Origin of the sequence: Hymenobacter metallicola (assembly GCF_004745645.1) — a bacterium.
Lineage (GTDB): Bacteria > Bacteroidota > Bacteroidia > Cytophagales > Hymenobacteraceae > Hymenobacter > Hymenobacter metallicola.
This window is the reverse complement of sequence record NZ_SRMB01000004.1, coordinates 283,418-304,084: the sequence shown is the minus strand read 5'-3', so window position 1 is coordinate 304,084 and position 20,667 is coordinate 283,418. Positions and strand designations below refer to the sequence as shown.

The window sequence follows — 20,667 nt, the reverse complement described above, 5'->3', positions numbered from 1 at the left end:
ATCCTCGGCAACCGCCCCGCTTAGAGGTCGTTGCCGAGGATGTTTGGTTCTGCGCAGTTTGCCGCGGGCGGCAGGAAGAATAGGAGAGAAGGACCACCACTGTATATGATCCGCTGATCATGAAAGAATTATCTACAAACACTCTGGCTGGCTTGGGCACGGCGCCCGTGGCCCTACCCGAAGCGGCTCATCTGGCCCTGCCCGAAAAAGTGCTGCAGTTTGGCACCGGCGTGCTGCTGCGGGGCCTGCCCGATTACCTCATCGACAAAGCTAACCGGCAGGGCATCTTCAACGGCCGCATTGTGGTGGTGAAGTCAACCGACGGGGGCGACATTACGGCTTTCACGCGCCAGGACGGGCTCTACACGCTCTGCATCCGCGGTATTGAGGACGGCCAACAGATTGAGGAAAACGTGGTCAGCTCGGCTATCAGCCGGGTGTTGTCAGCCAAAAGTCAGTGGGCGGAAGTACTGCGTTTCGCTCAGAGCCCCGATTTGGCCGTCGTCATTTCCAACACCACCGAAGTCGGCATTCAGCTGGTCGCCGACGATATTCGCCGGACGCCGCCCCAGTCGTTTCCGGGCAAGCTGCTGGCCGTGCTCTACGCGCGCTGGCAGGCCTTCGGCGGCGACCCGACCAAAGGCCTGGTGATTGTACCCACCGAGCTGATTCCGGACAACGGCCGCAAGCTCGAAGCTATTCTGCTGGAGCTTGCCCACCGCAACGAGCTGGAAGCCGAGTTTATCGACTGGCTCGAGACGGCCAATACCTGCTGTAATTCGTTGGTGGACCGCATCGTGCCGGGCCGCCCCGATGCTGCCATGCAAGCTGCCCTGGAGGCCGAGCTGGGCTACAACGACGATCTGCTCACGATGTCGGAAGTCTACCGCCTCTGGGCCATTGAGGGCGACGACCACGTGAGGCAGGTGCTGGCCTTCGAACAGGCCGACAAGGGTGTCGTCGTGCAACCCGATATCCAGCAGTTCCGGGAATTAAAGCTGCGCATGCTCAACGGGGCCCATACCCTGAGCTGCGGGCTGGCCTTCCTCAGTGGCTTCGATACGGTGCGGGCGGCTATGGAAGACGAGGCGCTGAGCCGCTTTATTACTCACCTGATGCAGGACAACCTGCGCGCGGGCATTCCCTACCCGGTAGCCGAGGCGGTGTCGCGCGAGTTTGGCCATCAGGTGCTCGACCGGTTCCGCAACCCCTATATTGAGCACCGCTGGCTGGGCATCACGCTGAATTATTCGGCCAAGCTGCAAATGCGGGCCGTGGCTACCTTGGTGCACTATTTCGAGCGGCATCGGCAGGTGCCCCAGTGCGCGGCCGTGGGTTTTGCGGCTTACCTGCTGTTTATGCGCGGCACCCACGAGCAAGACCATACCTGGTACGGAGAGCTCAACGGGCAGGCCTATCCGATTCAGGACGAAAAGGCCGCCTACTTTGCCGACCTCTGGCAGCGCCTCGACGCTGCCGAGCTGACCAACACGGTACTGCGCAATCAGAGCCTGTGGAGCCATGACCTGACCACGCTGCCGGGTTTTGCCGCGCAGGTAGCCGGGCAATTGCAGCTCATGCTGGACCAGGGCGTATATGCCACCGTGGTCAGCCACGTAGGCGCCCAGGTTTCGGCTTAACCTCTTGCCCATGGCTGGCTCCCGCTATTAAGCCGCGGAGTAGTTGGCCCGGGGAACCTGTACTAAGTGCGAAAGGCCTGGGTAGAAGTGTCTGCCCAGGCTTTTTGCAGTTGTATTACCCTTTCTGACTCAAAACAATCCGTACGAATGCGGAATCTGAAACACTTCTTCCTGCTGCTTTTGGGGCTGCTGAGCGTAAGCCTGGCCCAGGCTCAGAAGCCGTACGATGTGCTGGAGTGGAAGGCCAACGTCTCGCTCAATACGGCACTTCTGCAGCAGGTACACCAGCAGTATGATGCGCGCCGGGCTTCCCTGACGCAGGCCCTGCAGTCGGAGGCTGGCGTGCTGGCTTACCGGGACTCGGCCCGGGCGCGCTTCCGCCAGCTGCTGGGGCCGCTGCCGGCCAAAACGGCGCTGAAGGCCCGCATTACCGGTAAACTGCCGCGCGACGGGTACCGCATTGAGAAAGTTGTGTACGAAAGTACGCCCCGCCACCACGTCACGGCCAACCTGTACGTGCCCGAGGGAGCGAAGGGCCGGCTACCGGGAGTACTGCTCTTCTGTGGGCACGAGGCCGAATCCAAAGCCACCGAGTCGTACCAGAAAACCGCCATTCTCTTCGCCAAAAACGGCTTTGTAGTCTTCGTTATCGACCCGATTTCCCAGGGGGAGCGGTACCAGCTGGTGGATGCAACGGGCAAGCCCCTGACCCGCGGCGGCACCACCGAGCACACGCTGCTGAACGCCGAATCGAGCCTGCTGGGGACGAGCAGCGTAGCCGATGAGCTCTGGGACAACGTGCGCGGCCTGGATTATTTGCTTACGCGTCCGGAAGTGGATGCCGAGCGAATTGGGGCGTTGGGCAACTCGGGCGGAGCGACGCAAACGGCTTATTTTATGGGCTTCGACGAGCGGGTGAAGGTAGCCGCCCTGTGCAGCTACGTGGCCAGTGGCGAGCGGGTGCTGGAGCTAACGGGTCCTGCCGACGGCTGCGTGATGATTCCCGGCGCCGGCCGGGCCCGCCTCGACGTGGCCGACTGGCCCATCATGTTTGCGCCCAAGCCCCTGCAAATCCTGGCCGGTCGCTTTGATTTTGTGGACTACAACATCATTCAGGAAACCTACACCCAGCTGCGCCAAGTGTACCAGCGGTTGGGCCAGCCGGAGAAAATCAGCCTTTTCACCTACGACGACGGCCACGGTATTTCCCAGCCCAAGCGCGAGGCGGCCGTGCAGTGGTTCCGTCGGTGGCTCTACAACGACCCCCGACCGGTGCAGGAGGGAAGCTTGGCCACGCTGAAACCCGAGGAGCTGTGGTGTACCCGCACGGGGCAGGTCGCCACCGCTTTTAAAGACGAAATGCTGATTCCGCAGCGCAACCTAAACTTGGCCGCCGACCTAACCCGGCAGCGCCGCCAACATTCCACCCCCGACCTGCCCGCCCTGATTCGTCAGCAGCTCGGCCTGCCCACGCAGCTCGCGGCCCCGGTAGCGGTGGAGTGGAAGGAAATCGTGGCGGCCAAAGACGGTACGCCGCTCCGTAAGCTCATTATCCGGCGCCAAGGTCAGGTGCCGCTGCCCGCGCTGCTGGCCTGGCCCGCCGGCGACGCCCCCGTGACCAAAGTGGTGCTCTGGCTGCCCGAGCAAGGCAAGCGTACCCTGGCCGACAGCACCGCGCTGCTGACGGGCTACTTACAACGGAACTACGCCGTGCTGCTCGCCGACCTGCGGGGCCTGGGCGAATCGGCCGACCCGGAGCAGTTCAACGACAAGAAATACTACAACCGCGAGTACCGCAACGCCCTGACGGCTCTGCACGTGGGCCAGCCCTTACTGGGCCAGCGCGTAGTCGACGTATTCATGCTGCTGGGCTTTATGCAGCAGGAGCCGCGCCTGCAAACGGCGGCCGTTGAGCTCTGCGCGACGGGCCAGGCCGCGCCCGTGGCCCTGCACGCGGCGGTGCTGGCGCCGGCCATTGCCAAGGTATGGGTAAGCTCTCCTGTCACTTCGTTTCACCAGATCCTGGAGCAGCCTACCGGCAAAGACTGGTATTCGGTGGTTGTGCCCGGCGTGCTGGCCCACTACGATTTGCCCGACCTGGCTGCCGCCTTGGGGCCGCAGCGCCTCCTAGCGACGCCTGCCCCCTGATCGGACTCCGCTGTAGCGCAGCGGTGACGACGTACGCAAAAGGCGGTTCTATGCAAACGGTTGCGGTAGGTTTTCTGGGCTGATAAAGGGAGTAAACCAGTTTTAACCCCTTTATTTAGGGTTCCAAGGGTGAAACTCAGGGTCCGTGACGTTAGCTTTAGCCAACCTTTTCCGGCGCTGCTGAACCCGGCCCCGTGCTCCACCTCGAATTCCCTACTCTTTCTCTGTTTCAATGAATCAACTCGCCACCTTAGATTACATTGTATTCTTTGTCTATTTCCTGATCGTATCGGGATACGGCATCTGGATCTACCGCCGCAAAACCGGCCACGACGGCACGATGGAGGGCGACTCCAAAGACTACTTCCTGGCCGAAGGGTCCCTGACCTGGTGGGCTATCGGCTCCTCGCTCATTGCCTCCAACATTTCGGCCGAGCAGTTCGTGGGCATGTCGGGCTCGGGCTTCAAGATGGGCCTGGCCATTGCCACTTACGAGTGGATGGCCGCCCTGACGCTCATCATCGTAGCCGTGTTCTTTATTCCGGTGTACCTGAAGAACCACATCTTCACGATGCCCCAGTTTCTGCACCAGCGCTACAACGGCACCGTGGCCATGATTATGGCCATTTTCTGGCTCATGCTCTACGTAGTCGTCAACCTGACCTCGATTCTGTACCTGGGCGCCATTGCCATCAGCAGTATTGCTGGCCTGAACCTGACGTTCTGTATGTACGCCCTGGCCGTGTTTGCCGTCATTATCACCCTGGGCGGTATGAAGGTAATCGGCTTTACGGACGTCATTCAGGTGTTCTTCCTGATTCTGGGCGGCCTGGCTACCACCTACCTGGCCCTCGACATGGTGGCCGACCACTACGGCCAGTCGGGCGTCATCAGCGGCTTCAAGCTGATGCAGGACCAGGCCGCCGACCACTTCCAGATGATTTTCAAGCAGGATAACCCCAACTTCATCGACTTACCGGGCCTCACGGTGCTCCTCGGCGGCATGTGGATTGTGAACCTGAACTATTGGGGCTGCAACCAGTACATCACCCAGCGCGCCCTCGGGGCTGATCTGCCCACGGCCCGCTCCGGTATTTTGTTTGCCGCCTTCCTCAAGCTGCTCATGCCCATCATTGTGGTGCTGCCCGGCATTGCCGCCTACGTACTCTTCAAGCAGGATATCTTCGGGCCTGAGATGATGCAGGACGGCGAAGTAAACCCCGACCGCGCTTACCCCGTGCTGCTCAACATTCTGCCCGTGGGCCTGAAAGGGTTGTCGTTTGCGGCTCTGACGGCCGCCGTGGTAGCCTCCCTGGCCGGTAAGGCCAACTCCATTGCCACCATCTTCACCCTCGACATCTACAAGAAAGTCCTGAACACCGAGGCTTCGGAGAAGAAACTGGTGGCCGTCGGCAAGATTGCCGTAGTCGTAGCCATGATTCTGGGTGTGCTGATTGCCCCCCACCTGGGCATCGACAAGAAGGGCGGCTTCCAGTACATTCAGGAGTACACCGGCTTCGTGTCGCCGGGCATTTTCGCCATGTTTATCCTGGGCTTCTTCTGGAAGAAAACGACGTCCAATGCGGCCCTGTTTGCCACCATCGGCGGCTTTTTGCTCTCCATCCTGTTCAAGTTCCTGCCCGGCATCATGGACCTTTCGTTCCTGGCACCCCTGGGCTTCGCGGTGAAAAGCCAGGCCGGCGTCTACGAAATTCCCTTCCTCGACCGGATGGGCTTCGTGTTCGTCATCTGCATCATCGTGATGGTCATCATCAGCTTGTTTGAAACCAGCCGCGGCGTGGTAGCCAAAGGTCTGGAAGTAGATGCCAGCATGTTCAAGCCCCAGCGCAGCTTCACCATCGGCGCCATGGTCATTGCCGTGCTCCTGACGGCGCTTTACACCATTTACTGGTAAGCTGAGTAGGAGGAAGTTCCTCATCAATAAGGGAAAGGCGGCTGTACTAAAGTGCAGCGGCCTTTTTTTGTAGGGAACAGTAGCGTCGCTCTGTGGCAACGTTCCCGGCAACGTTTGCGCAAATAAACTCCCGGGGCTCCTCTTTTCGGGTCTAGAATTGCCTTTACTTGCCAAAACGCGCAACCCGATGCGGGGCACAAGCGGGCTGATAGGCCAGCCGCCACCCCGGATAGGACACGCAGCCGAACTTGCCTCATCCCACCCTTTCCTGATCTGCATGGTTCACCGTGTGCTTTCTGCGGCGGCAGTTTGCTGCCTGCTGGCGCTGCTGGCTTTCACTAGCGCTCCGCCCTCCGCCATCAAAGTCTACCTCATCGGCGACTCCACGATGTCGAATAAAGAGGAAAAGGCCTTTCCTGAAACCGGCTGGGGCATGCCTTTTAAGTACTTTTTCGATGAAACCGTCACGGTCGACAACCGGGCTATGAACGGGCGCAGTACCAAGTCGTTTCTGGCCGAAAACCGCTGGCAGCCCGTCGCCGCGGCCCTCCAGCCCGGCGACTACGTCTTCATTCAGTTCGGCCACAACGACGAGGTGCCGACCAAGGCCAACTACACGCCCGAGGCCGACTTCCGCGCCAATCTGGTGCGCTTCGTCGCTGAAACCCGGGCCAAGAAAGCCACGCCGGTGCTGCTCACGCCCGTGGCCCGTCGTAAGTTCGACACGGCCGGCAAGGTCGAGGAAACCCATGCCGTGTACGCGGGCATCGTGCGTGCCGTAGCCCAGGAGCAGAAAGTAGCTCTGATTGATTTAGATGCCGAAAGCCTGGCTTTGCTCCAGCAGTTCGGCCCGGAAAACTCCAAGCTGCTCTTCAACCACCTCGCCCCCGGGGAGCACCCCAACTACCCCGCCGGCCGCGACGACAACACGCACTTCAATGAGCTGGGCGCCCGCAAAATGGCCCAACTCGTGCTGGCCGACATCCGCACCCTCAAGCTCGACCTGGCCGCCCGTATCGTGAAGCGCGAAGTCAAGAAGACCGTGGACGCCCAAGCCCGGTAAATAGCTGATCCTGAATGCGTCATTACACTCCATCAGAACGTCATGTCGACCCAGCGGGAGACATGACGATTGCCTTTGATCTTGCTGCTTCCACTGCTCTGCTATAAAATTCCCAACCCACCCGCTATGCAAACACGCTGGCTGAAACGCCTCTGGCCGCTGGCCGTGCTGCTGTTGCTTTCCTTTGCCGGAGCACCGCCCAAGAAAATCAAGCTCTATCTGATTGGTGACTCCACCATTGCTCAGAAGATCAAGCAAACCTTTCCCGAAACCGGCTGGGGTATGCCTTTGCCCACGTACTTCGACTCGACGGTGGTCGTGGATAACCGGGCCCAGAACGGGCGCAGTACCCGCACCTTCATGGCTGAAAACCGCTGGCAGCCTATTGTGGATGCCCTGCAGGAAGGCGACTACGTCTTCATCCAGTTCGGCCACAACGACGAGGCCCAGGACAAGCCCGACCGGTACGTGGCCCCGGCCGACTACCGCCAGAACCTGAGGAAGTTCGTGACCGAGACGCGCCGCAAAAAGGGCTACCCCGTGCTCATCACGCCCGTCACGCGCCGCAAATTCGACAAGGAGGGCAAGATCATGGAAACCCACGTGGCTTATTCAGCCGCTACGCTGGACGTGGCCCGGGAGCTGAAAGTGCCGCTGATTGACCTCGACAAGATGAGTCGGGAGCTACTGCAAAAATACGGCGCCGAGCAGTCCAAGCAGCTGTTTCTGCAACTCGAGCCCGGCGACCATCCCAACTACCCCTACGGCCGCCAGGACAACACCCACTTCAGCGAAGTGGGTGCCCGCAAAATGGCCCAGCTGGTCGTAAGCCAGGTAATAGCCCAGAAGCTGCCGTTGCTGTCGGAGCGTATTGCCAAGCCCACGGCCAAGAACGCCATACCGCCGGCCAAAACCGGCAAAGACGACCAACCCACCGCGCCATGAGGAAGCTGCTGAGTTTGCTGGGCCTGCTGTGGCTCGTGGCGGGCCGGGCCTTCGGTTACGATTTTGTGGTGGCCCAGGACGGCTCGGGACAGTACCGCACCGTGCAGGAAGCCTTCAACGCCGTGCCCGATTTTCGCAAGAAAGTCACCACCATCTTCATCAAGAAGGGCATCTATAAGGAAAAGCTCATCCTGGCCGGCTCCAAGAACCTGGTGAAGATTATCGGGGAAGACCGGGAAAAAACGGTGCTGACCTACGACGACTACAACCAGAAGAAAAACATCTTCGGCGAAGACAAGGGTACCTCGGGCTCGTCGAGCATCTACGTCTACGGTTCCGACTTCTCGGCCGAGAACATCACCTTCCAGAACGCCTCCGGCCCGGTGGGGCAGGCGGTGGCTGTGTGGGTGGCCGGCGACAAAGCCCGGTTCCGGAACTGCCGCTTTCTGGGCTTCCAGGATACGCTTTATACTTACGGCTACGGCTCGCGGCAGTACTACAAGGATTGCTACATCGAGGGCACCGTAGACTTCATTTTCGGCTCCAGCACCGCCTTTTTTGAGGATTGCATCATCTTCTGCAAGCAGGGTGGGGGCTACGTCACGGCTGCTTCCACGCCCGATAGTACCCGCTACGGCTACGTATTCCGGAATTGTAAAATCACCGGCGACGCCCCGGCGGGCAGCTTTATGCTGGGCCGGCCCTGGCGCCCCTACGCCAAAACAGTCTTCATCAAGTGTGACCTAGGTGAGCAGATCAGTGCCGTCGGCTGGGACCATTGGGGCAAGGAAACCAACAAGCAAACCGCTTACTACGCCGAGTACCAGAACAAAGGCAAGGGCGCCCAGTCCAAGCAGCGCGTCGCCTGGAGTCACCAGCTCACCGACGAGCAGGCCAAGGCTTACACCCGCGAAAAGGTGTTCCGCAACTGGGACCCGACCCAGGACTAGACAAAACGGAACATGTTACGCGACGGCGAAGCACGTTGGCCTAAGGTGGGCGGCTCGCCTAGTATGAACCCCGAATACAATGTTTCTTCCCCGATTTCTGCTAGCGGCTGGCTTGGCACTAAGCGCCGCTCACCTGCACGCCCAAACCGTGCCGTCCGCGCCGGCAGCTACCCCGGCGTCTGTGGCCAAACCCGCGCCTACGCCCGCCCCGCCGCAAGTCACGCGCATGACCGTGGCCCCGGATGGCTCCGGCGACTACCGCACTATTCAGGAGGCCGTCAATGCCTCCCGGGATTTGTCGCAGGTGACGGTGACCATATTTATCAAGAACGGTACCTACCGCGAAAAGCTGGTGGTGCCCTCGCACAAAACCCACGTGACGCTGCTAGGGGAAAGCAACACGGGTGTCATCATCACCTTCGGCGACTACTCCGGCGACGCCGCCAAGCACACCACCTACACCTCGCACACGGTGCTGGTGGAGGCCAACGACTTCACGGCCGAAAACATCACCTTCGAAAATTCCGCGGGGCCGGTAGGGCAGGCCGTGGCCTTGCACGTGGAGGGCGACCGGGCCACGTTCCGCAATTGCCGGATGCTGGGTAATCAGGACACGCTCTACATGGCGGTCGAAAATAGCCGGCAGTACTACCAGAATTGCTACATCGAAGGCACCACGGATTTTCTGTTCGGCACGGCCACCGTGGTATTCGACGGCTGTGAGCTGCGCAGCAAGCGCAACTCCTACATCACGGCAGCGTCCACGACCGGGCACCAGAAGTACGGCTATGTGCTGCTCAACTGCAAACTCACGGCTAACGACGAGGCGAAGAAAGTGTACCTGGGCCGGCCCTGGCGGCCCAATGCCAAAACCGTGTTCATCAACTGTGAGTTGGGGGCCCACATCACGCCCGCCGGCTGGGACAACTGGCGCAACCCCGACAACGAAAAGACGGTGTACTACGCCGAATACAACTCCACCGGCCCGGGGGGCAATTCCAAGGAACGGGTGAAATGGGCGCGTCAGCTCACGGCCAAGGAAGCCAAAAAGTATACGCTCAAAGCCATTTTTGCCGGGGGAGAAGGGTGGGAGCCGGCCCGGAAGTAGCAGGGAAGGAACAACCCAGACCGTCATGCTGAGCGCAGCCGAAGCATGACAATACCATAGCCTGCGAGATGTCTCCCGTTGGTCGACATGACGTTCAGGAAAAACCGTCACTCCTTCCCCGATGAAAGCTTTTCTGCTCTTGCTTACCCTTAGCGGTTTGCTGTTTGGTCAGCTGAGCTGGGCCCAGGCCCCGGCCGCTGCGCCGGTAAAGAAAACGGTGAAGGACTTTCCCCACACCGGCGAGCCCCCCATGCCGCCGGTAAAGCCTGTGCTCGACACGCCCCTGCGCGACGCCAGCATCTGCCTCGGTCCCGATAAAACGTACTACCTCACCGGCACCCTTGGCCCTGATTTTATGGTGGCCAACGAAGGTATCCGGGTATGGAAGTCCAAGGATATGAAAGCCTGGGAGCCGCTGGGGCTGGTCTGGAGCATCGAGCGCGACGGTACTTGGCAAAAGCAGTGGACGGTGAAAAACGGCAACCGCCGCCGGGCGTTGTGGGCCCCGGAAATCCGCTACCTCAACGGCAACTTCTACATTGCTTACTGCATGACTGGCCTGGGCACGGGCCTGCTCAAGAGCACCACCGGCCGCGCCGAAGGCCCTTACGTGAGCACCAATACCCCCGACGCGCCCCTGACGCCCACCGGCATCGACGCTTCCTTGTTTCAGGACGACGATGGCAAAGTCTACTTTCTCTACGGCAGCGGCAGTATTGCGCCCATGAACGCCGGCCTGAGCGCCCTGACCGGCCCCTTTGTGCCCCTGCGCTGCGCCTTGCCCGATACCGACATCGACCATCACCACCCCAACCGGCCCTGCAAGGAGTCGGAACTCAATCATGTAGGCTTTGAAGGGGCTTATTTATTTAAAGCCAATGGGCGCTATTATCTATCTTGCGCCGAGCGTTACTATGAACGCTACCACTGTCTGACGGCCGAATCCCGGACGCTGCTGGGGCCCTACGAGCCCCGCTACGTGTCGGTACCGTATGCCGGCCACAACGTCTTTTTTCAGGACGTGAAAGGCAAGTGGTGGAGCACCCTGTTTGGCAACGATGCCGACGCCCCCGTGCAGAAGCAAGCCGCCGTGGTGCCCGTCGAGTTCGATAAACAGGGCCACATCCGACCCGTGGTGAAATAACCTAACTGCCTTTTGCCCGCCGTGAGAGAGTATTTGCTGTTTGTCGATACCGAAACCTCCGGCATTCCGCAGGACTGGAACCAGCCTTACTCGGTGCTCGGCAACTGGCCCCATATTGCCCAGCTGGCCTGGGTTGTCTACACCCGCGACGGACAGGAAATCAAGGCCGAAAACCACTACATCCTGCCCAGCGACTACGACGTAAGTTCTGCCTCCGTGAGCGTGCACGGCCTGACCCGGGAGTTTTTGCTGGCGCACGGCAAGCCCCGCCACGAAGTGATGCACCAGCTGTTTCAGGATCTGTTGCGCTACGAGCCTCTGGTCGTGGCCCACTTCATGAAGCTCGACTTCCACATGCTGGGCGTGGGCTTCTACCGGGCCGGACTGGAAAACCCGCTGGAAATGCTGCCGACCTTCTGCACCATGCTCACCACCAGCCGGTTTGTGCGGCCCGGGCAGCAGGGCTACCTGCGGCTGGGCGAGCTTTACGAGCGGCTGTTTCACGAGCCGTTGCAGCGGCAGCATGATGCCCTGGTCGATGCCTACGCCACGGCCCGCTGCTTTTTCGAGCTCTGGAACAAAGGCGACCTGACCGACAAGATTGTGGCGGCCCAGGCGCAGTTCCGGCGGCCTGGGCTGGAGCCCGAGCCCAACTATTCGGTTATACTTGCCGGGCTGCTGCTGCTGGCTCTGCTCGTGCTGGCCACTTACTTCTTATTGTTCTGACTATGACCGAACGGATAGAATTCCTGCGCACCGTCAAGCCCTTCGACCAGCTGCCCGAGGATGTGCTGCGCGAAATTGCCGAGTTGCTGGAAGAAGTGAGCCACCCGCGTGAGGCCGTTATCTACATGCAGGACGTCTCCAAGCTCCGCGGGCTCGACATTGTGGTGGAGGGCGAGTACGAGACGTTTTTCTACGACAGCCAGCAAAACAAGCGCCTGGTAGAGCATTGCGGGCCGGGCTGCTGCTACGGCGGCATCTCGGTGCTGCTCAACAAGAAACGCTCCTTGCGCACGGTGCTGGCCAAGCGCGGCACCAAAGTCTATTTCCTGCACCGTCGCCACTTCCGGGGGCTGTGCCAGGCCTACCCGGGCTTCTTCGAGCACTTCACAACCAAGTACGGGCAGCGCATGCTCGACGACGAGTACGCCCACTTTGTGAAGCTCAACCAGGGCAGCGTGGCCCACAACTACATTGCTTCCGACCAGCTCTACTCGCGCCGCCTCGAAGCCGTGGAGCTGCGCGACTTGGTGACGTGTGCCGGCACCACGCCCATTCACGAGGTGGCCCGCCAGATGGCCGAGGCCCGCACCAGCTGCTACTTTATCACCGACGAGGCGACGGGCGCCATCATCGGCTACGTAACCGACATTACCCTGCGCGACAAAGTGGTGGCTGGCCTGCACGACGCGCGCCAGCCGGTGAGCACCATTATGGATGCTCCGGTGGTCAGCATCAGTTCTCAGGCCTATGTGTATGAGGCCATTTTGCAGATGTTTCAGACCAAGACCCGCTACCTGCTCGTGCGCAATGAGCATGGCTACATTGGGTTTGTGAGCCGCAACAAGCTGCTCAGCGACCAGGCCCAGTCGCCGTTTATCTTTATTCAGTCGGTAAAGCAGGCCGTGTCTGGGGCCGAGCTGCGGCGGCGCTGGGAGCAGGTGCCCGACATGGTGTACCAGCTCCTGGACCGGGGCGTGAAGCCCGAAATTGTAAACCAGCTCATTACCAGCATTTCCGACACCATTGCCCTGAAAGTCATTGAGGGCGTGATTCAGGAGCTGGGGCCGCCGCCGGCCAAGTTTGTCTTCATGGTGCTGGGCAGCGAGGGCCGCAAGGAGCAAACCCTACTCACCGACCAGGACAACGCCATTATTTACGAAGACAAGGCCAACGAGCAGCGCGAGGCCGTGCGGGCCTATTTCAAGCAGTTTGCCACCCACGTTTCCGACCAGCTCAACGCCATTGGCTTCAGCTTCTGCGAAGGCGGCTTTATGGCCAAAAACTCGAAGTGGACTCATTCTCTCTCGCACTGGAAGCGTAATTACACCGAGTGGATCAGCGAGTCGAATCCCGAGGCGGTCATGCAGTTTGCGGCCTTTTTCGACTGCCGCTACCTCTACGGCGACGCCACCATTATGCAGGAGCTGCAGGCGTTTCTGAGCGAGCAGCTGCAAGTGCCCCACGACCGGTTTTTCTACTACATGGCCATCAACGCCCTGCAGTTTGAGCCCCCGCTGACGTTTTTTCGCAACATCCGCACGTTCACCGTGGGCTCCCAGCAGGTGTTCAACCTGAAGAAAACCATGACGCCCATCGTCGATCTGGCCCGCATCTACGCCCTCAAGCACCGCATCTTCCTGACCAATACCGGTGAGCGGCTGGCGGCGCTCAAAGAGCAGGGCATCTTCTCCGACAAAGAGTACCAGGAGCTGCTGCAGTCGTACTATTACCTGATGGGTATGCGCCTTAAAAAGCAAGCCGTGCAGATTATCAGCGACAAAACCCGCCCGGATAACTACCTTGACCCCAAAACCCTGACCCGGGTGGAAGAAGTCAGCCTCAAGGAAATCTTCAAGGTAATCGGCGACTTTCAGCTCAAGATTAAGGTCGGCTTTGCCAAAAGCCTGTAGGCTTGGGTCAGCCGGTTCCAACACGCCTACTCTATTCTTTTTCGCCTTTCCAACCCATCCTGCGTTTTATGGTACCACGTACAGCTACCCGTCTGTTCCCGTTTCGCTCCGTGCTGCTGGCTGGCAGCCTGGTTTCCGCACTAGGCCTGGCCGCCTGTGAGCAAACCAAAAAGCCCGAGCAAACCGCCGCCTCTTCCGCCAGTTCCGCCCCGACTTCTACCGAATCTTCGACTTCTATGCCCACTTCAGCTTCCTTTGGCAAAACCCAGGCCGGCACCGAGGTGCAGCTGTACACGCTCACCAATGCCCACGGCCTGCAAGCCACTATTTCCACCTACGGCGGCATCGTCACCAGCCTGCGGGTGCCCGACAAAGCCGGCCAGCTCGGCGACATCGTGCTGGGCTTCGACAACGTGAGCGGCTACCAGAGCCCGGAGTACCAGAAAGCGGGCCCCTACTTCGGGGCCCTGATTGGGCGCTACGGCAACCGCATCCAGGGCGGGCAGTTTCGCCTCGAGGGCCAGACCTATACGCTGGCCAAGAACAACGGACCGAACCACCTGCACGGCGGTCTGCAGGGTTTCGACAAGGTGATCTGGCAGGCCCAGCCCGGCACGTCGGCCGAGGGGCAAACCCTGCGCCTGACCTACACGAGCAAAGACGGGGAGGAAGGCTACCCCGGCCAGTTGGCCGTCACCGTGGTCTACACGCTCACCAACGACGATGCGCTGAAAATCGACTACTCGGCCACTACCGACAAGGCCACGCCCGTCAACCTGACCAACCACAGCTACTTCAACCTGAGCCTGGGGCAGAGCAAAGACGTGCTCAAGCACGAGGTGAAGCTCTTTGCCGACCGCTACACGGTAGTGGATGAAACCCTGATTCCGACCGGGGAACTGCGCCCGGTGAAAGGCACGCCGTTCGACTTTACCACCGTGCACACCATCGGCGAACGAATTGCCCAGGTGCCCGGCGGCTACGACCACAACTGGGTGCTGAATGCCGGTACCGGCGGGGGCCAGCACCCCGCTGCCAGTGTCTACGACCCTGCTTCGGGCCGCACGCTGGAGGTCTTCACCACCGAACCCGGGGTGCAGTTCTACACGGGTAATTTCCTGGACGGTACGCTCACGGGCAAGGGGGGCACGAAGTACGGCAAGCACGCGGGCTTCTGCCTGGAGACCCAGCACTTCCCCGATTCACCCAACCAGCCTAAGTTTCCCAGCACCACCCTGCAGCCCGGCCAGACGCTGAAATCGACCACGACTTATAAGTTTGGCGTACGTCCTGCCAACCAGGAGCTGTAGTCGCTGCCGGCCCCGGGTAAACGCCCGATACCAATCAGAAAGCCCGGTCTAGCCGGGCTTTTCTTTTTGCGGTTATTCACCCCGCAAGGTACCAGCGCCTTTCGGAGTGCTACTGCGGGCTAAACTCGGCTGTAGGAGCCCATAAGGCCGAATCAGGCTAATACCTACCGCGGCAAAGAGCAGGGTGCTACGCTTTCGGAATGGTCGGATACTAAGCCTTTAGCGGTGCTGAAAAGGGCCGCACGTTCGTTTTTTTCCAACAACTGAGCAGTATTACCCGTATGAGGCCTTACCAAGACCAACTGGTCGGGTATAGACCTCTCTACTTCCACATCATCTCTCACTATGAAAACTGCTTTTGCTCTCGCCGCCTTATTTGCCGCTGGTATCACTTCGGCCTCGGCTCAAACTACCTCCGGCTCTACCACCGGTACCACTACCACCGGCACCAGCACTTCCGGTTCTTCAACTTCCGGCTCGATGACCAGCGGCTCGATGACGAGCGGCTCTTCTACTTCGGGCACCATGAGCACCGGCACCACCTCGGGCTCGATGGGCACGGGTACCACCAGCGGCACCTACAACACCGGCACTACCTCGGGTACCGGCACGATGGGTACGACCAGCGGCACCGTAAACACGGGTACTACCTCGGGTACGGGTACGATGGGCACCACGTCCGGTACCGGCACCATGAGCACCACCAGCGGCTCGGGTTCGATGGATACCAACTCGTCTTCGGGCTCGATGAGCACCGGCACGATGGAAAGCGGCAAGACGAAGTCCAAAGCCGACAAAAAAGGCAAAATCAAAACCAAGGATGAGAACATGAAGGCGAAGGCTAAAACCAAGCCCGGCATGTAATTCCTGGCAAAGCCACGAAAAAAGCCCCCGCTACGCCCTGTAGCGGGGGCTTTTTTGCGCGAGGTCAGCCCTGCAAAGTAGGGCTGACCTTGCGCAAAAAAGCGGGGTAGCTGTTTTGGCAAGCTCAACCGTATAAGGCGTGCATGTTCTCACCTTATTCTCCTTCCCATGAAAACCGTTGCTTCTTTGCTGATGGGCCTTGTCTTGGCTGCCACCGCCCAGGCCCAAACCGCCCCAACCAGCTCCGCCGCTACTGCCCCCACGACCACTAAGGCCGTGAAAGCCACCCAAACCAAGCAGACGACTACCAAGCGCCGGCCCGCTAAGCCCGCTGCCCGTCGTACCACTACTACTCGGGTCAAAACAACCTCGACTAAGGGGTTGTAAGCTGCGTCACTAGGGCTGCAACGCATACTTGAAAATATAGAAAAGCCCGCTGCCAGTAAGGCAGCGGGCTTTTCTATATACCGGCCGGCGGGGGCTATGCGGGTTGGGCCTGCAAGTCTGCGCCCAGGCGCAACAGCTGGTCCCCGATGGTGCGAATGTCACCCTGCTGCTCGGGCGCTGCTTTAAAGGCAAATTGCGTGGTTTGGGAACCCAGCAGACTGAGGGAACGACCAATGGCCGGGCCGTCGAGCTTGGCGGCCGTCAGCAAAGACTGCAGATTACCGATTTCCCGGGCTATGTCTTGCAGCTCGGGAATGCCGCTAAGTAGAAACTCCTGCTGCCAAGCCTCGGTGTTGTCCATTGCCGCGCTGATGGGCAGGGCGGTGAGGCCGTTTTTCAGCGCCTGAATCGTATCGGCCAGATGGTTCTGGGGGAGGGTGTCGTTTGCCATGTGTGGGTGAGAGGTATAGAAGGAAAAGTATTAGGACTGGGGCGCTGCTTCGGCGGCTACCAATTGCAATTCACGCAGCACGCTCACGGCCCGGCAGGCGCTGGCTTCTTTGTCTTTTATTTCGAGCATGATGTCTACGTCCAGGCCGTGCAGGTGAGTCAGAAACTCCCGAAAAAGCTCTTCTTCCAACGTGCTGGTATGTTTGCCCTTGCGTTCACCCACCTGTTGGGAACTGTAGTCCATCATCAGAATCCCGTCGCGCTCGGGGTGCCAGGTGCCAGCGGCCAGGCGCAGGGCCTCGGCCATGGGCTCGCCGTGGTTGAGGCATTCGTGGTGAAAATTGTCGAACAGAATCGGGATACCGACGGCCTCGTGTACCCGCAGACAGTCGCGCAGGCTAAAGAGCCGGTCGTCATTCTCAATCACGAGGCGGCGCTGCACCGCTACTGGCAGCTCCCGGTACGTCGCAACAAAGCGGCTGATGGCCAGGTCCCGGTCGCCATACAGGCCCCCAACGTGGATCTGGAGCTTGGCCGTGCTGTCCAGGCCCATCAGATCCAGCATGGAGCCTTGATACACCAATTCGGCAATGCTGCGCTGCACAATATCCTCGCTGGGCGAATTCAGCACCACGAACTGATCGGGGTGGAAGGAAATCCGCATGCGCTGGGCCTTGATGTAGTCGCCAATGGCTTGGAACTCCGCCGCAAAGCGCGTCTGCCAGGGAAAGGTATTAATGGGATGGGAGCCAAACGGAACAATGCCCGAACTGATGCGGAAAAACCGCAGCTCGTTGGCCACGTTGTACTCCAGGATGCGTTGCAGGCACAGCAGATTACTGGCTACGGCTAGCTCCACTCGCTCGTCGGAGTACGACGCCAGCCGAAAGGTAGCTGAGGAGGTACAGTCGAGGCTTTCATTCACGCAGGGATATCCGATTCTCATACCCTGGGTTTACGCGCGGGCAGAAGGGAGGTTGTTCCGGTGCGAAGGGGGAGGAAGGTACTGAACTGCCAAATGCTCGTGCCCTGGCAAGGCGTCGCCGAAGCAATCCGCCCATCCTTTGCCAGTGACAAGCAGCTTTTTAGCCGCAAGCCTTCCCGCATTTGTCCTAGCGAGGAGCTACGACATTTTGCGCATCAAGCGGCGTCAATCCGTCCGCTGCGCAGTGACAAACGTCCTGTTACCAGAAAGCCCTGACGTTAGCTAACGTCAGGGCTTTTCAGGGAAGAAAGCTCGGCACATTGCAGCGGACGGATTGCTTCGCTTAGCTCGCAATGACACGAGGAGCATTAGCGCGTTCCAGCATCCCAGCTCCGTACTCGCTCCTTACTCGTAGCCGCGGTTGTCCTTGAAGTTGCGGTTGTATTTCTGACGCTCCTTTTCGGCTTGCAGGGCCTTTTGCTGGGCCTGGATTTCTTCCATTTTGCGGCGTTGATAGCCTTCCCGGGAAAACTGGTCGTAGATCAGGCTAACCGGGCTCGCTATCGTCGGTACGGGCATGCGGGGCGCAATGGTATCGACCGGAAACAGCGGTTTGGGCGGGGGCGCCCGGCGCACGGCGTTGGGTGGGGGCGTGGGGCGGCGCACGTTGCGCAGGGCCCGGTTGATAACGGCCCGGTCGGGGCGGCCTTCCTGAATACGCACTTCGCCGAGCTGAATACTGTCGCGCTGCATGTAAATCTGCACGATGATCTGGGAGAGGCCCGTGCCGCCCAGGGGCAGGCGCTGGGGCTTAAAGCCAACGGCCCGAAACAGCAGCGTGTCGGTGTTGCTGACGGTGATGGTAAAGTCGCCTTCGTTGTTGGCCACGGTACCCCGGTTGGTCCCCTGCACAAAAACTGCCGCCCCGGGAATGGCTTTCCGGTCTTTAGACCCCGAAACCGTACCGCTGACGCGAACCTGGGCGGTGGCGGTGGCAGCTAGTAGCACCAGGCCGACCAGCAGAAAAAGTATCCGCCCTGCCAGTATATGCTTCCCTATTCGAACGAAATTCTTCACAAAGCAGAAAAAAATCCAAACTACCAGCAAGGTAGTCAACTACTGAGCTAAAAAAGCCCCGTCTCGTTGCAGGCCAGGGTGTAGGCACAACGAAAACTTGCCTGTAAAGGTGCAGCCGGCCCAGGGTGGGTGACGGGCCCCGGCCTGCTTTTCGGGTGCTGCAACCGGCAATGCCCTGACTGTCATCACGCAAAAAAAACGGTCCTCGCAGCCTGGGCCTTTTTTATAAATATGTAGCCTTTACTGCCGCTTGGAAGTGCTCGTACCGGAAAGGCTGCCGCTGGACTTGACCTCAACGCACCTGTGATAAGGCAGAGTAGGTACCTTCGTTCGCCCAGAGAAGCGCCTCTATTGGCTGAAAAGCGCAGAACCTGTGCTGGCTGCGTAGAGAGTAACAACCCTTGTGCTGAGACGATACTTCAGGATGGTTCCTGGGCGGGGGCAATGCCTTTCGAACACTGCTCCCATGCTAGTGGCTGGTCTCGGGTGTAGTGCGTCAGGCCCCAGGCGTAGAGAGCGTCGAGTATGGGCTGAAGCGTTTGGCCATACGTGCTAAGGCTGTACTCTACCCGCGGGGGCACTTCGGCATATACTTGGCGCCGAACGATGCCGTCGTGCTCTAATTCCTTGAGTTGCTGGGTCAGCACTTTCTGCGAAACCTCGACGGCTCGCTGCAGTTCGCCAAACCGCATGGTGCGGTCTTTTAAGTGCAACAGAATACTCGTCTTCCACTTCCCACCAACCATGTCAACGGTGGCGGCAACGGCGCAGTTATACACTTTTTTTAGATTATTTTCTTCCATAAGTCGTTGGTGTTCAACATTAGTTACCCACAGGAAACAACCTGATAAAAAGGTGCCTACTTGACAAATGTAGGGCAAGCAGGCCAGTTTTGCATCGTCAAATCGGCGCGCTGGAGCATTCCAATGCTCAGGCTTTACTGGGGGCTGCCCCTGCACACCATGCAATCCAGCAACCGGACGGCTCTCCCGACACCACCTTTTTATCAATTCATTTCCCATGGATTTTCCTGCTGCACTCAACTGGCGCTACGCCGCCAAAAACCTAAATGGGCAACCGGTACCAGCCCCCAAAGTCGACGCCATCCTGGAAGCTATTCGCCTGGCCGCTTCGTCCACGGGCCTACAACCCTTTGAAGTACTGGTAATTTCAGACCACGAGCTCAAAGGCCGGATTCACGAGAAGGCCTGCCAGCAGCCGCAGATCGTGGAAGGGTCTCACATCTTGGTTTTTGCGGCTCAGAAAACCATCAGCGCGGCCGATGTGGAGGCCTACATGCAGCGCATTGCCCAGGTTCGGCAAGTGCCGATGGAGTCGCTGACAGGCTTTTCCGATGCCATCAAAGGTGGGTTGCTAACAATGAGTGCGGAACACTTCCAACAATGGTCTATACGGCAAGCCTATATCGCGCTAGGATTTGGTCTGGTAGCGGCGGCTGTGGAAGAAGTAGATAGCTGCGCGCTGGAAGGATTCAACCCCGATGCGTTGGATGAGCTGCTAGGCCTGCCCGAACGCAACCTGCGCAGCGCCGTCATGCTGGTGCTGGGCTACCGCGACGAGGCAAAGGATTTCCTGGCCAAGGCCAAAAAGGTGCGCAAAACCCGCCCCGAGCTCTTCACGGAAATAGCTTAGCCTGAAACCAGCTGTTTCGTGCCCGGCGTAGCCATGCTACCTGCGCCGATTCGACTACGGACTGTTTCCCCTGGGCCGAGTTGGCTACCTGAGGCAGTCCTACTAGAGAAAGGCATGACTAGCCTACGGTCTGGTTGTTAGCTTTGACCCGTTATGGATAACTATAAATTACCGACGCCTACTACGAGTCCCTTCTCTAAAATGAACCAGCCATTACACTTTGGGTTGGGTGTGTTGCTTTCGGTGGCTGGGTATTGCCTATGGCAATGTATCGGAGTGTTTGTGTGGTTCTCTACCTACTGTTGCGGCGCATCCGGCGATTGGGCGACTAAGCCTATATCGGCAGTGTGCGTTGTCCTTCACATCGGGTTGTTTAGTTGGCTCTTTCGGCGGCGGATACTATACACGACTCGGCTTGAGTGGACTGTTAATGTTGGGGTGGCGCTCGGCCT

The 20,667-nt window shown here is 59.5% G+C and carries 18 protein-coding genes; 14 read left to right on the top strand and 4 right to left on the bottom strand.

Features of this window, described 5'->3' with window-relative positions:
• The first annotated feature begins 119 nt into the window (after positions 1-119).
• From E5K02_RS19725 to E5K02_RS19665, 13 genes are all read left to right on the top strand, one after another.
• Positions 120-1,640 carry a tagaturonate reductase gene (locus tag E5K02_RS19725; protein WP_135397131.1) on the top strand — a complete coding sequence of 507 codons (1,521 nt, stop codon included), beginning with the start codon at positions 120-122 and terminating at the stop codon, positions 1,638-1,640.
• Positions 1,641-1,787: 147 nt separating this feature from the next.
• A complete protein-coding gene (locus E5K02_RS19720; RefSeq protein ID WP_135397129.1) occupies positions 1,788-3,788 on the top strand; it encodes an alpha/beta hydrolase family protein in 2,001 nt (666 codons plus the stop codon).
• A 232-nt stretch (positions 3,789-4,020) separates the two neighbouring features.
• Complete coding sequence (locus E5K02_RS19715) at positions 4,021-5,703, top strand: sodium/sugar symporter (protein WP_135397127.1); 1,683 nt, start codon at positions 4,021-4,023, stop codon at positions 5,701-5,703.
• Positions 5,704-5,980: 277 nt separating this feature from the next.
• Positions 5,981-6,766 carry a rhamnogalacturonan acetylesterase gene (locus E5K02_RS19710; protein WP_135397125.1) on the top strand — a complete coding sequence of 262 codons (786 nt, stop codon included), beginning with the start codon at positions 5,981-5,983 and terminating at the stop codon, positions 6,764-6,766.
• Positions 6,767-6,892: 126 nt separating this feature from the next.
• A complete protein-coding gene (locus tag E5K02_RS19705) occupies positions 6,893-7,711 on the top strand; it encodes a rhamnogalacturonan acetylesterase (RefSeq protein WP_135397123.1) in 819 nt (272 codons plus the stop codon).
• Positions 7,708-8,661, top strand: a complete 954-nt coding sequence (locus E5K02_RS19700) for a pectinesterase family protein (RefSeq protein WP_135397121.1) — start codon at positions 7,708-7,710, stop codon at positions 8,659-8,661. Before E5K02_RS19705 ends, E5K02_RS19700 begins: the two co-directional genes overlap by 4 nt.
• Positions 8,662-8,740: 79 nt before the next feature.
• A complete protein-coding gene (locus E5K02_RS19695) occupies positions 8,741-9,769 on the top strand; it encodes a pectinesterase family protein (protein WP_240737368.1) in 1,029 nt (342 codons plus the stop codon).
• A 121-nt stretch (positions 9,770-9,890) separates the two neighbouring features.
• Positions 9,891-10,913: a family 43 glycosylhydrolase gene (locus E5K02_RS19690; protein ID WP_135397119.1), complete on the top strand. Its 1,023-nt coding sequence runs from the start codon at positions 9,891-9,893 to the stop codon at positions 10,911-10,913.
• A 21-nt stretch (positions 10,914-10,934) separates the two neighbouring features.
• Positions 10,935-11,639, top strand: a complete 705-nt coding sequence (locus E5K02_RS19685; RefSeq protein ID WP_167856500.1) for a 3'-5' exonuclease — start codon at positions 10,935-10,937, stop codon at positions 11,637-11,639.
• Between the two features lie 2 nt (positions 11,640-11,641).
• Positions 11,642-13,549 carry a DUF294 nucleotidyltransferase-like domain-containing protein gene (locus E5K02_RS19680; protein WP_135397116.1) on the top strand — a complete coding sequence of 636 codons (1,908 nt, stop codon included), beginning with the start codon at positions 11,642-11,644 and terminating at the stop codon, positions 13,547-13,549.
• Between the two features lie 68 nt (positions 13,550-13,617).
• Positions 13,618-14,859 carry an aldose epimerase family protein gene (locus tag E5K02_RS19675; RefSeq protein ID WP_394346426.1) on the top strand — a complete coding sequence of 414 codons (1,242 nt, stop codon included), beginning with the start codon at positions 13,618-13,620 and terminating at the stop codon, positions 14,857-14,859.
• Between the two features lie 345 nt (positions 14,860-15,204).
• Positions 15,205-15,723, top strand: coding sequence for a hypothetical protein (locus E5K02_RS19670; protein WP_135397114.1), 519 nt, complete (start codon positions 15,205-15,207; stop codon positions 15,721-15,723).
• A gap of 168 nt (positions 15,724-15,891) precedes the next feature.
• A complete protein-coding gene (locus E5K02_RS19665; protein WP_135397112.1) occupies positions 15,892-16,110 on the top strand; it encodes a hypothetical protein in 219 nt (72 codons plus the stop codon).
• Positions 16,111-16,204: 94 nt separating this feature from the next.
• Here the strand turns inward: E5K02_RS19665 and E5K02_RS19660 are convergent, their stop codons facing one another.
• The 4 genes from E5K02_RS19660 to E5K02_RS19645 form a co-directional block, all read right to left on the bottom strand.
• Positions 16,205-16,561, bottom strand: coding sequence for a hypothetical protein (locus E5K02_RS19660; protein ID WP_135397110.1), 357 nt, complete (start codon positions 16,559-16,561; stop codon positions 16,205-16,207).
• A gap of 30 nt (positions 16,562-16,591) precedes the next feature.
• Positions 16,592-17,506, bottom strand: a complete 915-nt coding sequence (uvsE, locus tag E5K02_RS19655; RefSeq protein WP_135397108.1) for a UV DNA damage repair endonuclease UvsE — start codon at positions 17,504-17,506, stop codon at positions 16,592-16,594.
• A gap of 384 nt (positions 17,507-17,890) precedes the next feature.
• Positions 17,891-18,493: a carboxypeptidase-like regulatory domain-containing protein gene (locus E5K02_RS19650; protein WP_167856499.1), complete on the bottom strand. Its 603-nt coding sequence runs from the start codon at positions 18,491-18,493 to the stop codon at positions 17,891-17,893.
• A gap of 488 nt (positions 18,494-18,981) precedes the next feature.
• The gene (locus E5K02_RS19645) at positions 18,982-19,365 is read right to left on the bottom strand and encodes a winged helix-turn-helix transcriptional regulator (RefSeq protein ID WP_135397104.1); all 384 of its coding nucleotides are present in this window, start codon (positions 19,363-19,365) and stop codon (positions 18,982-18,984) included.
• Positions 19,366-19,582: 217 nt separating this feature from the next.
• Between E5K02_RS19645 and E5K02_RS19640 the strand changes: the two genes are divergently transcribed.
• Positions 19,583-20,215, top strand: coding sequence for a nitroreductase family protein (locus E5K02_RS19640; protein ID WP_135397102.1), 633 nt, complete (start codon positions 19,583-19,585; stop codon positions 20,213-20,215).
• Positions 20,216-20,667 lie beyond the last annotated feature (452 nt).